Source organism: Shewanella sp. FJAT-52076 (genome assembly GCF_019457455.1).
Taxonomy (GTDB): domain Bacteria; phylum Pseudomonadota; class Gammaproteobacteria; order Enterobacterales; family Shewanellaceae; genus Shewanella; species Shewanella zhangzhouensis.
The window spans coordinates 2,839,602-2,853,838 of the sequence record NZ_CP080415.1 but is presented as its reverse complement, the minus strand read 5'-3'; the positions used below and the strand labels follow the sequence as shown (position 1 = coordinate 2,853,838).

General features: G+C 53.0%; 12 protein-coding genes. 5 read left to right on the top strand and 7 right to left on the bottom strand.

What is annotated here, in order from left to right; translation table 11 throughout:
* Positions 1–190: 190 nt before the first annotated feature.
* From aceB to K0H79_RS12455, 3 genes are all read left to right on the top strand, one after another.
* Positions 191–1,822 carry a malate synthase A gene (gene aceB, locus K0H79_RS12465; RefSeq protein WP_220076023.1) on the top strand — a complete coding sequence of 544 codons (1,632 nt, stop codon included), beginning with the start codon at positions 191–193 and terminating at the stop codon, positions 1,820–1,822.
* A gap of 78 nt (positions 1,823–1,900) precedes the next feature.
* On the top strand, positions 1,901–3,220 hold the full coding sequence (gene aceA, locus K0H79_RS12460; protein ID WP_220076022.1) for an isocitrate lyase: 1,320 nt from the start codon (positions 1,901–1,903) through the stop codon (positions 3,218–3,220).
* A 261-nt stretch (positions 3,221–3,481) separates the two neighbouring features.
* Complete coding sequence (locus K0H79_RS12455; RefSeq protein ID WP_220076021.1) at positions 3,482–4,948, top strand: HDOD domain-containing protein; 1,467 nt, start codon at positions 3,482–3,484, stop codon at positions 4,946–4,948.
* On the opposite strand, the gene K0H79_RS12450 is transcribed toward K0H79_RS12455, so the two are convergent.
* The 6 genes from K0H79_RS12450 to K0H79_RS12425 form a co-directional block, all read right to left on the bottom strand.
* Positions 4,942–5,412 (bottom strand): nuclear transport factor 2 family protein, encoded by a 471-nt coding sequence (locus tag K0H79_RS12450; RefSeq protein ID WP_220076020.1) that lies wholly within the window; start codon positions 5,410–5,412, stop codon positions 4,942–4,944. The genes K0H79_RS12455 and K0H79_RS12450 overlap by 7 nt on opposite strands.
* Positions 5,413–5,448: 36 nt before the next feature.
* Positions 5,449–6,273: a zinc-dependent peptidase gene (locus K0H79_RS12445; protein ID WP_220076019.1), complete on the bottom strand. Its 825-nt coding sequence runs from the start codon at positions 6,271–6,273 to the stop codon at positions 5,449–5,451.
* A 48-nt stretch (positions 6,274–6,321) separates the two neighbouring features.
* Positions 6,322–8,067 carry a diguanylate cyclase gene (locus K0H79_RS12440; RefSeq protein ID WP_220076018.1) on the bottom strand — a complete coding sequence of 582 codons (1,746 nt, stop codon included), beginning with the start codon at positions 8,065–8,067 and terminating at the stop codon, positions 6,322–6,324.
* 5 nt (positions 8,068–8,072) lie between these two features.
* On the bottom strand, positions 8,073–9,512 hold the full coding sequence (locus K0H79_RS12435) for an extracellular solute-binding protein (RefSeq protein WP_258405384.1): 1,440 nt from the start codon (positions 9,510–9,512) through the stop codon (positions 8,073–8,075).
* 184 nt (positions 9,513–9,696) lie between these two features.
* Positions 9,697–10,068, bottom strand: coding sequence for a CopG family transcriptional regulator (locus K0H79_RS12430; protein ID WP_220065070.1), 372 nt, complete (start codon positions 10,066–10,068; stop codon positions 9,697–9,699).
* Entirely contained in the window at positions 10,028–10,771 is a 744-nt protein-coding gene (locus K0H79_RS12425; RefSeq protein ID WP_011760485.1) for an AAA family ATPase, read from the bottom strand. The genes K0H79_RS12430 and K0H79_RS12425 overlap by 41 nt, the downstream gene beginning before the upstream one ends.
* A gap of 434 nt (positions 10,772–11,205) precedes the next feature.
* On the opposite strand from K0H79_RS12425, the gene K0H79_RS12420 reads away from it, so the two are divergent.
* Both K0H79_RS12420 and K0H79_RS12415 read left to right on the top strand, forming a co-directional pair.
* Entirely contained in the window at positions 11,206–11,421 is a 216-nt protein-coding gene (locus K0H79_RS12420) for a DUF3820 family protein (RefSeq protein ID WP_220065069.1), read from the top strand.
* 92 nt (positions 11,422–11,513) lie between these two features.
* Positions 11,514–12,476 carry a GNAT family N-acetyltransferase gene (locus tag K0H79_RS12415; RefSeq protein ID WP_220076017.1) on the top strand — a complete coding sequence of 321 codons (963 nt, stop codon included), beginning with the start codon at positions 11,514–11,516 and terminating at the stop codon, positions 12,474–12,476.
* A 9-nt stretch (positions 12,477–12,485) separates the two neighbouring features.
* On the opposite strand, the gene K0H79_RS12410 is transcribed toward K0H79_RS12415, so the two are convergent.
* A complete protein-coding gene (locus tag K0H79_RS12410; RefSeq protein WP_220076016.1) occupies positions 12,486–14,207 on the bottom strand; it encodes a bifunctional UDP-sugar hydrolase/5'-nucleotidase in 1,722 nt (573 codons plus the stop codon).
* Between the last annotated feature and the right edge of the window lie 30 nt (positions 14,208–14,237).

Genomic DNA, 14,237 nt, shown 5'->3' with positions numbered 1-14,237 from the left:
ATTTTTTCGTGAGATCTTGCTCGCAATTTCTTCGTTTGTACGACTTTTCGACTGTTGCAATTACAAATGTTTATCGCTAGTTTTTGGTCTGAAACGAACATTTGACGGTTTTTGCTGGCTTGTAATGGCGTGAAAATACGCAATATACAATCCGCAAGCCGCGGGGAAACCGACAATCGGGGATAACACCATGACAGAGCAAATTATGGAGCAGCCACAGACACTGACCGGGCTCAAGCTGGCGGGTCATCACATCCAGGGTCAGGAAGAAGTCTTTACTGAAGGAGCAATGTCGCTGCTTGAGTCCCTGTGTGCCAGATTTGCAGGCGACGTGGATGTCTTATTGGCGAAGCGTAAAGAACGTCAGGTTCGCATTGATAAAGGTGAGCTGCCGGATTTTCTGCCTGAAACCCGCGCTATTCGGGATGGCAAGTGGACCATTCGCGGCATACCCACCGATTTGCAGGATCGCCGGGTGGAAATCACAGGTCCCGTGGACCGCAAGATGATCATCAACGCCCTGAATGCTGACGTGAAAGTCTTTATGGCCGACTTTGAGGATTCGTTGGCACCCAGCTGGGAAAAGGTGGTGCAGGGGCAAATCAACCTGCGAGACGCGGTGCGTGGCACCATAGAGTACACAGCGCCAGACACCGGTAAAGAATATCGCTTGAACGATAACCCAGCGGTACTGATTGCCAGGGTGCGCGGTTTACACCTCAAAGAAAAACACGTTGAGTTTAACGGTCAATCTATCCCGGGAGCCCTGTTTGATTTCTGCTTCTACTTTTACCACAACTACCGTCAGTTGCTGAGCAAAGGCAGTGGGCCGTACTTTTATATCCCCAAGCTGGAGAGCCATCTTGAGGCGCGTTGGTGGGCCAAGGTATTTGCCTTTACCGAAGAGCGCTTCTGCCTCGAGCCGGGCACCATCAAGTGTACCTGTTTGATAGAAACCCTGCCGGCCGTGTTTGAGATGGACGAAATCCTTTATGAGCTGCGCTCCAACATAGTGGCGCTCAACTGTGGCCGATGGGATTACATCTTCAGCTATATCAAAACCTTAAAACACCACAGTGATCGCGTGTTGCCCGACAGACAGCAGGTCACCATGGATAAGCCGTTCCTCAGTGCCTATTCGCGCCTGCTGATTAAAACCTGCCACAAGCGGGGAGCCCTTGCGATGGGCGGTATGGCGGCTTTCATTCCAGCCAAAGATGCCGAAGCTAACCGCCTGGTACTTGAGCGGGTATGCAAAGACAAGGAGCTGGAGGCCCGTAACGGCCATGACGGCACCTGGGTAGCCCATCCCGGTCTGGCACAAACGGCGATGGCTGTGTTTAACCAGTTTATAGGTGATGACCACTGCAATCAGCTGCACATCACCCGCGATGTGGATGCCCCGATTTTGGCCAGCGAGCTGCTGGCACCCTGCGAGGGTGAGCGCACCGAGCACGGTATGCGACTCAATATTCGCATTGCGCTGCAATACATCGAGGCTTGGATCAGTGGCAATGGTTGTGTACCCATTTATGGCCTGATGGAAGATGCCGCCACGGCGGAAATCTCCCGCGCCTCCATCTGGCAATGGATCCACCATCAAAAGCACCTGTCCAACGGCAAACTTGTGACCAAGGCCCTGCTGAAGGAGATGCTGGTGGAGGAGCTTGCCAACGTCAAAGAAGAAGTAGGCAACGAACGCTTTACCCACGGCAGATTTACCCAGGCGGCGGTGCTGCTGGAGGAAATCACGACTGCCGACGAGCTTGTCGACTTCCTGACACTGCCGGGTTACGAGCTGCTGACCAAACAAGAACACTGATTAATCCCTGAAAACATAGAACATCTTACCCGCCACATGCGTGGCGGGCAGACCCTAACACCCCAAAGGAGAGTCACCATGAGCAAGTACATCAGCCGCCAGGAACAAATTGACGCACTGAAAAAGGACTGGGCCGAAAACCCACGCTGGAAAGGTGTGCGCCGTCCTTATACTGCCGAAGAAGTGGTTTCACTGCGCGGCTCTTTTGTGCCCGAGAACACTGTGGCCCAGCGTGGTGCAGCCAAACTGTGGGACCTGGTCAACGGTGGTGCCAAGAAAGGTTATGTGAACTCCCTCGGTGCCCTGACCGGTGGTCAGGCCGTACAGCAAGCCAAGGCTGGCATTGAAGCCATCTATTTGTCTGGCTGGCAGGTGGCCGCCGATGCCAACCTGGCCGGAACCATGTACCCGGACCAATCGCTGTACCCCGCCAACTCTGTGCCAGCTGTGGTTGGCCGTATCAATAACTCATTCCGCCGCGCCGACCAGATCCAATGGAGCAACGGCGTAGGCCCGGAAGATGACAAATTCGTTGATTACTTCCTGCCAATCGTGGCCGATGCCGAAGCCGGCTTTGGTGGTGTACTCAATGCTTACGAATTGATGAAGTCCATGATTGATGCCGGTGCCGCCGGTGTGCACTTTGAAGATCAGCTGGCTTCGGTGAAGAAATGCGGTCACATGGGCGGCAAGGTGTTGGTGCCCACTCAGGAAGCGGTACAAAAGCTGGTTGCGGCCCGTTTGGCAGCTGACGTATCTGGGGTAGAGACCCTAGTTATTGCCCGCACCGACGCCAATGCTGCCGATCTGCTGACCTCGGATTGCGACCCATACGACAGCGACTTCATCACAGGTGAGCGCACCAGTGAAGGTTTCTACCGTGTCCGTGCCGGTCTGGACCAGGCCATCGCCCGCGGTCTGGCTTATGCGCCATACGCCGACCTCATCTGGTGTGAAACTGCCAAGCCGGATTTGGAAGAAGCCCGTCGCTTTGCCGAGGCCATCCATGCCAAGTACCCGGATCAGCTGCTGGCCTATAACTGCTCACCTTCTTTCAACTGGAAGAAGAACCTGGACGACGCGACTATCGCCAAGTTCCAGCAGGACTTGTCTGACATGGGTTACAAGTATCAGTTCATCACCCTGGCAGGTATCCACAATATGTGGTTCAACATGTTCGACCTGGCGTACGACTACGCCCGTGGCGAAGGCATGAAGCACTATGTGGAGAAGGTTCAGGAAGCCGAGTTTGCTGCCGCCAGCAAGGGATATACCTTTGTGGCACACCAGCAGGAAGTGGGCACCGGCTATTTCGACAAGATGACCAATATCATCCAGGGCGGTGCCTCGTCAGTGACCGCACTGACCGGTTCCACCGAGGAAGAACAGTTCCACTGATAGTCGTTGCTCCCTTTTACCCTGCACGGTTTCCTACGTGCCGTGCGGGGCTTTTCTCTCCCTCTGGGTGAGACTTCCCATGCTGTTGTTTTCAACCACGTTGCTTGTGTTTTGCGGCCTTCCTTGGGCCGCTTTTTTTTGATAATCCACTTTTGGTGCCGTAAATTTGACCTGCCAGTTAAAAGTTGACGCCGGGCAGTCGCCTTACCGGCAAATCCCTGTCTATAATCGGAAAACATTCTCTTCACATGTGAACCTCCATTGAAAAACAACGTTGGCGAACCCAAGGGTGTGGATTATTGGACCAAGAGGATCAGTGAGCAGGAAATGCCTGCCCTGTGCTCAACGGTAAAAACCCTGGAAAAGTTGGCAAAGGATGATGTCTCCTCTATGGCGATACTGGGCCGTAGCGTGATGCACGACAATGCCCTCACATCCCGTATCCTGCGTGTGGCAAACAGTGCTACCTATAACAAGGGCATCAGCCAGGTCACGACAGTGAGCCGCGCTGCTGTGGTGTTGGGTTTTGATACTATTCGTAATATCTGTATTACCGCCAAACTCCTCTCCAGCTTGCTGGAAAATAAAAATCTCACTCCCGGTGTGTATCAAAGGCTGCTGAAATTGATGGCACGCTCATTTCAGGCCGCCATGTTGGCCAGGATGATGCTTGCTGCCCACGATGAGGAAATGCAGGAAGAAGCCTTTATTGCAGCACTGTTATACCACCTTGGTGAAAGCGCCTTTTGGAGCATGGGGGGCCCACTCGCCAATGAATTGGACAGAGCCCTTGACGGCGTCGAAGACCCAGCTGCAGTACTCTCTCAGGTTCGTGAACATCTGGGGACCAGTTTCAGCCAACTGACTCAGGGATTGGCGCGTAATTGGGGGCTTGGGGAAGTACTCATCAAGTCACTCAACAATCCCGATGAGCGGATGCCGGAAATCCGCGCCATTTTTGTGGCCAACAAGCTGGTGCAGGAGCTAGCAGAGACCTATCCCGACCACGCCGAACTTGAAAAGCGGGTGCGTCAGGGCGCCGAAATGATGGGGTTGAAACCCGATGATTTTAAGGCCAGAGCTATTCAATGTGCCAATGCGACCCACAAGCTGGCCGATGCCTATGGCGCCAAGGTATTGGTGGAGTTTTTACCAAACCCCAATCGCTTGATGGAAAACCAGGAAAGCCTCAATGAAGGACGCTGGCGCGAAGGGGATGTGAATATACAACTGAAAAAGCTCCGTGAGCTCACTGGTTTCGCGGTGGCCAAGGCCGATATCAATCAGGTGATGCAAACCACGCTGGAGGGAATACTAAACGGTGTGGGGGTGGATAGCTGCGCCGTGCTGCTGTTGTCGCCCAGTCGCAAGATGCTCCAGCCCCGTATTGTGCTTGGCGACAATGCTGACAACATCAAGCGTGACTTTGTTATTGATATTACTGAGCCCGATCATCTGTTTCGTCATGTGATTGATTTAAAGCAACCCTTAAACATCGATTCCCCCGATTCGCCACGTTGGCGGCTCAATCTGGATGAGCCTTTACGCAAGCGTTTGGCCAAGAGTGGCTTTTTACTGGCGCCATTGGAAATGGACGGCAAGGTGATAGGGCTGTTTTATGCTGACAGGGGCGTATCGGGCCGCAATTTTGGCGATGATGAGTTTGGCAGTTTTACCCACTTTACCCAACTCGCCAATGTGTGTTTCTCGGTGGCCGTGCGTCACTGAGCCTTTGATTTGGCCTCAAACGCCATGATTTGCCTGGCGATGTCTTTGGATACATCGTTGGGTACCGCAAAGCTCAGGTGATATTGCAAAATCCGCCAACCATCAGCGGTTTTAACCAGGGCGCCGCTGCCTCGGGTAAGGCCGTATTTTTCGTTATACAACAGCTCATCAAACATGATGGTGTCGCCGTGTTCCACAAAGTCGCGGCGACGAGGCTCATAGCGCCAGCCTTTGGTGGGGCTGGCATATTGGCGAAACTCCACCATGCCCCAACGCTCGCTGGCGTCGGTGCCGAGAAACACCGCATCCTGAGTGTACAGCGAAAAATACGCATCCCAATTGGCGCTCGCCGCATGCTGGTGCAGGGCGTCGAGCACTTGGGTGGCCTGCTGTTGTTCATGCTCTCCTGCCATACTCTGGCTGCTCACAAGCACAGCTGCCAGTAACAATGCTTTTCTTATCATTGATTCATTTCGTTTTATGGTGTTTTTGCCACCATATCATCGCCACTGGACCGGATCCAACCGGTAAAAACGCGCAAATTCTTCATAGAGCTCTGGGTGGTGGGCTGCGAAGGGTTCGGGGCGGGTGAAAAAGGTTTCACTGACGACGGCAAAGAACTCGGCGGGTGCGGTGGCGCCGTAATAGTCGAACAGGCTTGGCTGAGCGGCGTCTGCAGCCTGGCACAGGAGGTCGTATTCCCGTTGCATGATGCTCGACCAGCTTTGGTAACGTTCACTGCTGGGCAGCGGCGGCGCGCCGTCGGCCTGGCCATCTTCCTGATCCAGTTGGTGTGCAAACTCATGGATGATGACGTTAAACCCATCGAAGGGGTGCCGGCAGTCTTCAGTGACATCGTGCCATGAGAGCAACACCTGTCCCTGGCTCCAGGACTCACCGGAAAGCAGGGCATGGCGCTCCCACACCACGCCGGCGGCATCCCGCTCACTGCGATTTACATAGAAGGCGTTGGGGTACACCAGAATTTGCCTGAGGCCCGGGTAGAAATCGCTGTCTCGGTTAAGCAGTAGCAGGCACGCCTGAGCGGCAATGGTCACCCTGACTTCGTCGGTGATTTCAAAGCCATTGCAGCCAATAAATTGTTTTTCTCCGAGAAAAATCAGGATTTTTCGCCTGAGCTCCTGTTGCAGGTGATCCGGCAGCAAAGGGTAGTGGGCTACCCGTTTCTTGAGTATGGCGCGCCAGCTGGCTGGAAATACGCCCCTGGCAAGACTCTGGTGTCGTTTGTGGCGACGGGAAGGGCCCGAGGCTATCCAGTAAATACTGAGTATCCCCAGAAAACTGACGATGATAAGTGCCGCCATGTTGCTCCCAATTGATTTCCTTTTAACCTCAATGGGGTTTGGTGACAATTAAATCAAGGGATCGCCGGGTTTGGGCTCGTAGCCTGAGCTGACAACCATGAATTCACAACAGTTTTTGCCACGGCGTTTTGCCCGGTACAATGCAGTATCCCCGGTTGCAATCAGTTCCTGCGCCGTAACCTGCTGATCTTGTGGCAGGTGTGCTATGCCCATGCTCAGCGTGACTATACCTTCGGGGGCTTCGCGATGGGGAATGGCCAGGTTGGCAACACTCTCACGGATCTCTTCGGCGATGTGTCGTAAGGCCCGCCAGTCGTAGTCCTGCAGTAGCAGAACAAATTCCTCACCGCCATAGCGGGCAAAGGTTTCACTGCCATTGGGCAATAGCTGCTTTATCCGGTTTACAACATCCTTAAGACATTGGTCCCCGGCCAGATGGCCGTAGGTGTCGTTGAATTGCTTGAAATAATCCAGGTCAAACATGATTAGCCCGAGATGGACGTGCTCCCGACTGTGACGGGCAAGAGCGGCATCGAGCTTGAGGTCAAAGTAGCGCCGATTGTGAATACCGGTCAGGCCGTCAATTTCTGAGATGGCTTTTACCTGAGCGGCGTAGCTCTTGAGCGTTTCGAGTGAAGTGACCATCTGCTGAAGCTCTAAATTGTCGGCCTTGGGCAGAACGGTATCCAGCTTCTCATTGACTATGTCGTTCATGGCATTGCGGGTGGCAATCACGGGATTGATGATCCCTTTGGCAATAAAGTGCCAGTTGGTGAGCCAAATCAGGCCGCAATATACGATGCCGGCAACGACAATCAACACCAAAAAAGCCATGGCATCCCGCTTGAGGTCCAGGCCAGCGTTGCGGATGTCTTCATCTCTGTGACGGAACTCTTCCTGGAAGAAGTCTGCACTGAGGCGGGCCATACTCGCATGCTCGTCAAAATGCGTCCCCGCTACGTCGCGGCGCTTTTGTTGGTTGCGGCTGAGCTCAAACAGGTTGTCAGTACCGACCATTTGATGTTTCAGCTGTGCCAGCCAATTGTTCGCCGATTCCTTGTCATTGAGCTGTATTACCAAGGGCTCCATTTCCCGTAAGAGTCTCAGGCTTTGGCGCTGCAGCGTATTGATCTCCATCGAGGGCATATGCTCTGTGGTTCGCAGCAGGGTGGCAAACAACCGTTCACCCAGATGTAAAAACTCTGAGTTGATACGATGGTCTGCGAGCAGGGTATTCAGAGTCGGAATATTGCCCTTGGCCATGGCATCCCGGGCTTGTTCATCCAGAGTTCCGAGGTAGTCTCTGTATTCCTTGACAAAACCGGCCTGCATGTCGTTGAGGTTCTGAATAAGGTTGGCGACCTGTAATCGGGATAGCAGCGCCTGGCTGCTTAACTCGTCCAGTCGCGCCAGTGTACTCAGCATCTGCTGCTGCATCATCGCCTGCTCACCAAGCGCCGATGTCTGGTCGTCACTGTGGTGAAAGCTGCCAAGTTTTTGAGTGCCGGTCAGTAATTGCTGCCACTGGGCCGACAACTCCCTTAGCAGGGTGCTGCGCTCCTTGTCATCGACCACGTTTTCGAGTTTGGCGACGGTCGTCTGCAATTGCTCTGCCAGCCTCACCTGGGACATGGCCAGACGAACCTCTGCCAGATCGTTGGCCACCATGGCATCCACCTGCAATTTCAATGACTGCGACAGAGAAACAGCAATAACCCCAATCCCGACTGTCATTAAAGCAATCAGGTAAAACAGTATGGTGAGTTTGCGCTTCAGGCTCTGTAACTGTCGCATTCGGGCTATTTTTCCATTGCCGCGGTTTCTCCCTGGCTATTTTGCAGTTCCAGGATGGTGTGGTTGAGCTCGCCGAAATATTGACTGGCATGGTTGGGTTGGCGGCTCACGGCAAAGCAGGTTTTTGCCAGCTCGGGGTAAATCTGACCCATGACAGAACTGGTAAAGTGTCCCATGGTGCGTATCTCACCGGCCCAGGCCAGGTTCGCCTGGTGGCTCGCCAAAAAAGCGCCACCTATGGCTTTCAGGGCGGGATTTTGGAAATCGGTGTGGGTAGCCACATCCATACGACAGGGATTACCGCCGCCCATGGCGTAATCATATTGCGCCTGAAACGATCCCATGTATTTCAGAAGCCAGTACGCTGCCTCCGGGTTGCGGCTGTCGTAACTTACTGCAAAGGCATAGGCACCGACGTAGGGTTTGCCTCCTGCTACCTGAGCCACGCCGAGACGTGCACCTTCCACTTTTTTCTCAACGACGGCGGACTTATACCATAAGTTGTTATAGGCAAAGGGCCACATGGCGACCCGACCATTGGCGAGGGCATCGGCGGCTTCGTTAAAGGCAAAGGCGTCATCGGCGGGAATGGCAAAACGCTTGAGGGACTGATAGTAATCTGCGACTTGCAGTTTTTTCTCCAGGGAACGGCTGACGTCGAAGTGATGTAGCCGGCCGTTATCTTCATAAACAGGAGTAAGCCAGCGGCCACCCATGCTCCATAAAATGGCTGAAAATTCATCGTTGATGTGGGGCTTGTTACCAGACATCAGCGCAACCCCATAAAAAGGCTGTTTCAGCAGCTTACCTGCCAACAGGTCACCTGGTTTTCGGGTAAAAAACTCAGCAATATCTTTAAGTTGTGCAAGCGTGGTTGGCGCTTCAAGGGGATAGCCGTAGCGTTCGGCAAAATGCGTTTTCTCATCAGCATTTTCAAACAGATCGCGCCGAAAGTGATTGCCCATTACGTAATTGTTGTAGGGGATGGCGTGAACTTCTCCCCGATAAGACAGAATGCTCAGCAGCGCGGGGTAATAGGGTTCCAAGTAATGTGCCATGGCTTTGGCACCGCCCGGATCGTATAGCCCTGCCAGCTCTTCCAGCGGCACTGTATATCCATTGGCCGCCCATTCTTTTGCCCAACCCGCCTCCATCGACAGCAGATCGAACTCTCCTTTGGCCATCCTGAGGGAGGTTTGTTGCAAGCTGAACATGTTGTCAAGCGGCGTACTGACTACCTTGACGTCAATGCCGGTTTGCATGGTGAAGGCCGGTAGCATTTGTGTCTGCAGATAGTCAGTCCAGAAGCCGGTTTCGGCTACCAGAGTGATGGGCGTTTTATTGCTGATAGGTGGGATTTCGCTTAAGGAGAACTCTGCCCATAAAGAGGTAGATGTCAGGAAAAGCAGTATTCCCACGCTACTGAATTTGGGTGAAAGTGCCATTTTTTGTCGTTTTTACAGTAGCTTCTGTTTTGATTTTGGCGAAGGAGAGCGTTTGGAGGGATTATGTACGTAACTCAGGGTAATTGCCAGATGGTATGTTGAACAAATGAAAAAATCTGGCAGCTCAATGTTAAAAACCTTGTATGCTGCCAGCAAAAGGGGCGGGAGGTCGATGCTGAATCTTTCAATCTATAGTGAGGGCGCGCTCTATGTGCTGACGTTCCTCTGTTGTTAACTGGTAGTGGTGTTCGATTAAAAAGCGCACCAGCTTTGATTTTGCGACATCACAGTCACTGGCCATTTCGGCCAGATGGGCAATGGCGGGCTCGCTTAAGGTAAAGGTCGCTTTTCTGAAATTGGGCCTGCGCTTCTTCGCCTGGGGTTTTACCGTCCCCTGACGCAACCGGTGGTTTTCCAGTGATATCACCGCACCGCGCTGTTGTGGCAGCCCCATGGCATACAGGTTGGCCCCTTCGATAAAATCTTCAATGCAAGTGGCCAACGTCAGCCGGTTATCAGACGGCGTAGAGTTTTTCTTGAGATCTGCCAGTCCCATATTGACCTCTCATTTTACTGATTTGAGTCTGCTGCAACTGATTACGCACTTCCTGAGCATTGGCAGCACCCAGCATTTCACAGGCAATGGCGCGAATTTCATCGGCGGCTTTGCCTTCGTGATCGATTTCTATCACCGACAGGCCAGACTCTTCACTGTCGTCATAGATATTGCGTGAGTAAGTGATGGCGTCGAGCACATTGATGTCGTAAGTACGGCAGACTTCCTTGGCTTCCAAAATCCGGTTGGACTGATTGGGCAGCGTCGGGCACTGAGTAATGACAAAAGATGCCTTCATCTTGGGGTTTATCATCATACAGGTGGCAACCACGTCGTCCATGTGGCTCACGGTCTTGAGATCGCGGCGCTTGGGACGCAGTGGCATCAGGATATGAGAGGCCACGGACATGGTGGCACGCAGCGCCAGGTTGTCCTGACCACCACAATCCACGATGACATAATCGTAGTGCTGTTCGAGGCTCAGCAAATCGTTACGAATTTTGCCATACAGCTGCACACAATTGATTGCGGGAAGCTTGGGATTATTGTTGCGGGCCTGGATCCAATCTGAGGTGGTACGCTGAGGATCACAGTCAACCATGATCACAGACCCTCCGCATTCCTTGGTAAGAAACACGGCTATGTTTTGTGCAAGACAGCTCTTGCCGCTGCCACCTTTTTCACCGCCGACCAGAATAATCATCTTTTTACCCCTGTATTTGCTTTTGGGCCTGTGATTTACAGTGAGGTCCCTGCTTACGCACAACCTACGGTAAGCTCAATCTAGTGCCTGGGGTGTATATGGTCAATCACCTGATTTTTGACGCTTTTTTATTTTTGGCGCCGCGTCATGACTTTGGCATTTTTACGTCAGAAGTCAAAAATATGTCGTGCATCGCATTGAACGGTAACATATGGATAATATTGTTAACAAACAAACTGTTAACTGTGAAATTCAGGCAGAGTTAACTCATTCATTTGATTGATATCGGTGTGATTAGCTTACGTCTTTCAAATAGTTATTGATTGTGGTTATTAAAATATAAAATTATATTCCCAAATGTTCTTAATGGGGCCGGGAGAAACTGGGGGAGCTGAAGTACCCTTTGCCCCAACAGATGTCAGTATGGAAAGTTAATGGACACCAAGTCTTTGAAAGTGGCGATAAATCGCAAAATGCCCTTTGGTAAATATGCTGGACGGCGGCTGCTGGAGTTGCCAGAACCTTACCTGGTGTGGTTCAAGTCCAATGGATTTCCAGAGGGGCGTTTGGGGGAAGAATTGGCCCTTATCTATGAAGTCAAACTCAACGGGCTTGAGGCCATGCTGCGGCCGTTGCTCGATGATGTTTGAAGGCGTTTTCATCATACCGACGGCAGCGTTTGTGCCATGAATACAACACTAATCAATATCGAATCACTCACCCTTTGATAGCCAGAACGCAGATGCAGATAGTTTCCCTCCATTCAAGCCATTACCCACACATTGCCAAAGTATTTCATCAGGCGGTGCGGGCAGCATCCGGTCAAGGTTATACCCAGGCGCAATGCGAAGCCTGGAGCTGCGGCATCAGGGATAGACGCTATTGGCGCTCAAGGCTTGGCCGCAGTCTGGTGTTGGTGGCTCAGGATGTTGACGAGGTGGTGGGATTTATTGATTGCGAGCTTGGATATCCTGACAAGGGGTATATAGGTCATCTTTATGTTGCACCGGCACATCAGGGCAGAGGTGTTGGCGGTAAACTTCTGGATGCACTTGTCTGTCAGGCGCCCGCGCTGGGCATTGGCTCGCTCACCACAGATGCCTCCTTACTCTCCGCGCCACTTTTTGCCGCCAAAGGCTTTATTAACGAGGGCCGCTATTTTCAGCAAAAGTCCGGGGAAGTATTGCCCGGATTTGCCATGACATTGCCTCTGCCATTTTACATCGCTGAAATGCGCCCCTCGGATCTGGCGCCAATAGCCCGGCTGTTTCACGAGGCGGTGCAGGGAGCGTCTGAGTATTACAGCGAAGCCGAACGGCGAGCCTGGTCACCGGCGCTTCGGGATGAAGCAACCTGGCAGGCGAGGTTGGCGCCTTCAAAGGTTTGGGTTGCCCGGAGGGATTCTGGGATTGTGGGTTTTATCAATTTGCTGCCAAAAGACATTGGTGAAGCGGAAATTGACTGTTTATTTACTTCCCCAGCGTTGACACGCTGCGGCGTGGCAACCAGCCTCTATCGGGTACTTGAGCGGCAGGCCAGGCGTGACGGCGTGCAGCGGTTAAGCGTCGAAGCCTCTTATTTTGCCAGGCCATTTTTTCTCAGCAGGGGATTCACTGAGCTTTGCCGGAATGAACACCCAAGACATGGGCAAATACTGGTGAATTTCAGTATGGAAAAGTGGCTCAGCCGCCCGGAAGGCGGATGAGCCCAGCTGTCAGCCAAGATGACTCACGTAAGATAACTGCGGCGCCAACTCATCAGCGATTTCGCCGTGGCGTTGGATAAAGCGGATAAAAGCGCCGGGCAGTGTGAGGCCATCGATTGACTCCTGCCAATGGCAGCAGGCGAGGGCATCATATCCTTCTTTACCCGATGCGGTGTACGCCGATGAAACTCCGACGTATACCTGTTGGCGCCTTACTGGTACCCAAAGGCCATTTTGCGCGACCGTTAACGACAGCACCCGCTCGCCCATGGGACGACGGCCGTCATAGTGATACTTAAGACCGAAGGTATAGGGAAAACTCCCCGCACCTGTGCCAACCACACTGTTATTGGTGGCACTGTTGATAGCCGATTCAAGGGCCTCAAACAGATACTGACCTTCGATGGCGTATTTCACCAGTGGCAGTTCAAAGGGTAATAAGCGGCCAAGCACATCGGCAAGGGTAATTTGGCCACGGCTGAGAGACTGCCTGACGCCGCCGGCGTTATGCAGTGCAAATTGCACTGCACCATCCAGAATGCGGGACTCTTCGTACATGGCGCGGCTTACCCAGGGGGCGACTTCACTGCCATGGGGCAGGGCCTTGCTGGGCAGGCGGGTGTGTACCAGTTCTCTGGGCACCATGGCCAGCACCTGATGATCCAGAGCGCGGATAGCGGGCCGGAATTCAGTCTCTATCACCTGCTGAACGTGAGGATGTTGCACCGGCCAGAGAACGTTTGGATGGGCCTTCAGCTTGGCGATGATGGCACTTCGTGTCATCTCATCGCCGCCATCGATTACCAGATGTTCATCCAGCATCAAGTAATTGGCGCCATCAAGAGTGGTAACCTGTCCGTTCTTGTCAAAGCTGATGCCGGCAAGCCCGAGTGTTTCGGCATACTTGCCCGCATGCAAAATGGGAACGCCATTGACACGTTCACCCCAGGGCACTGCAGATAACCCCAATTCGGCAAAATCGCCCATCAGGGTATGGCTGTGGCCACCAACGATAAGACTTATACCTTCCACGGCAGCAGCCAGTTTGCGGTCGCCATCCAGACCAAGGTGGCTGAGCACCAGAATATGATCTATGCCTTCAGCCTTGAGTGATTTCACCGTGCGCTCACAGGTTTCCACCGCATTGGCGAAATGGGTATCCGGATCGGGTCTGGCGATAACACTCATCTGATCCAGCGTGATGCCGACAATGGCGAGCTCTCTGTCACCGAGGGGATGTTTTATGACTCTGGCACATCCTGTGCTCGGGTCGAGGCAATAGAGATTGGGCAAGCGGGCCAACGGGAATGCCTTGGTGGGATCTTCGCCGCTCAGGTCCATGTTGCCGGCCAGCATGGGGAAATCAATGGCTTCAATAAAACGGTGGAGTGGGGCATTGCCACTGTCGATTTCATGGTTGCCCAGCACTATTGCGTCGGGTCTGAGCATGTTCAACAGTTTGGCGTTTGCGCGGCCTTTAAACTCGTTAAAGTAAAGGGTGCCCTGGAAGGTATCGCCACCATGGAGAAACAAAAAGGCCTGGTTATCGCGCCGGGCCGTATCGCGGGCTTGCTCGAGTAAGGTTGCGATGCGGCCATATCCGCCGCTGTGGCAGCCGACGCGCACCATGGTGTTTTCATGAGGTACTGACAGGCTCAGGGCAACGGGATCGAAGTTACTGTGGCAATCGTTGATGTGTGCCAGTTGCAGGTAATAAGCTGGAGTCTGCACAAAACGCCTTATTAATAATGCCCGACAAGT

Excerpts from the sequence above, each read along its gene's own strand:
- aceB (WP_220076023.1), top strand. The coding sequence starts at position 191 with ATGACAGAGCAAATTATGGAGCAGCCACAGACACTGACCGGGCTCAAG.
- aceA (WP_220076022.1), top strand. The coding sequence starts at position 1,901 with ATGAGCAAGTACATCAGCCGCCAGGAACAAATTGACGCACTGAAAAAG.
- K0H79_RS12450 (WP_220076020.1), bottom strand. The coding sequence starts at position 5,412 with ATGATAAGAAAAGCATTGTTACTGGCAGCTGTGCTTGTGAGCAGCCAG.
- K0H79_RS12445 (WP_220076019.1), bottom strand. The coding sequence starts at position 6,273 with ATGGCGGCACTTATCATCGTCAGTTTTCTGGGGATACTCAGTATTTAC.
- K0H79_RS12440 (WP_220076018.1), bottom strand. The coding sequence starts at position 8,067 with ATGCGACAGTTACAGAGCCTGAAGCGCAAACTCACCATACTGTTTTAC.
- K0H79_RS12435 (WP_258405384.1), bottom strand. The coding sequence starts at position 9,512 with ATGGCACTTTCACCCAAATTCAGTAGCGTGGGAATACTGCTTTTCCTG.
- K0H79_RS12430 (WP_220065070.1), bottom strand. The coding sequence starts at position 10,068 with ATGGGACTGGCAGATCTCAAGAAAAACTCTACGCCGTCTGATAACCGG.
- K0H79_RS12425 (WP_011760485.1), bottom strand. The coding sequence starts at position 10,771 with ATGATTATTCTGGTCGGCGGTGAAAAAGGTGGCAGCGGCAAGAGCTGT.
- K0H79_RS12420 (WP_220065069.1), top strand. The coding sequence starts at position 11,206 with ATGGACACCAAGTCTTTGAAAGTGGCGATAAATCGCAAAATGCCCTTT.
- K0H79_RS12415 (WP_220076017.1), top strand. The coding sequence starts at position 11,514 with ATGCAGATAGTTTCCCTCCATTCAAGCCATTACCCACACATTGCCAAA.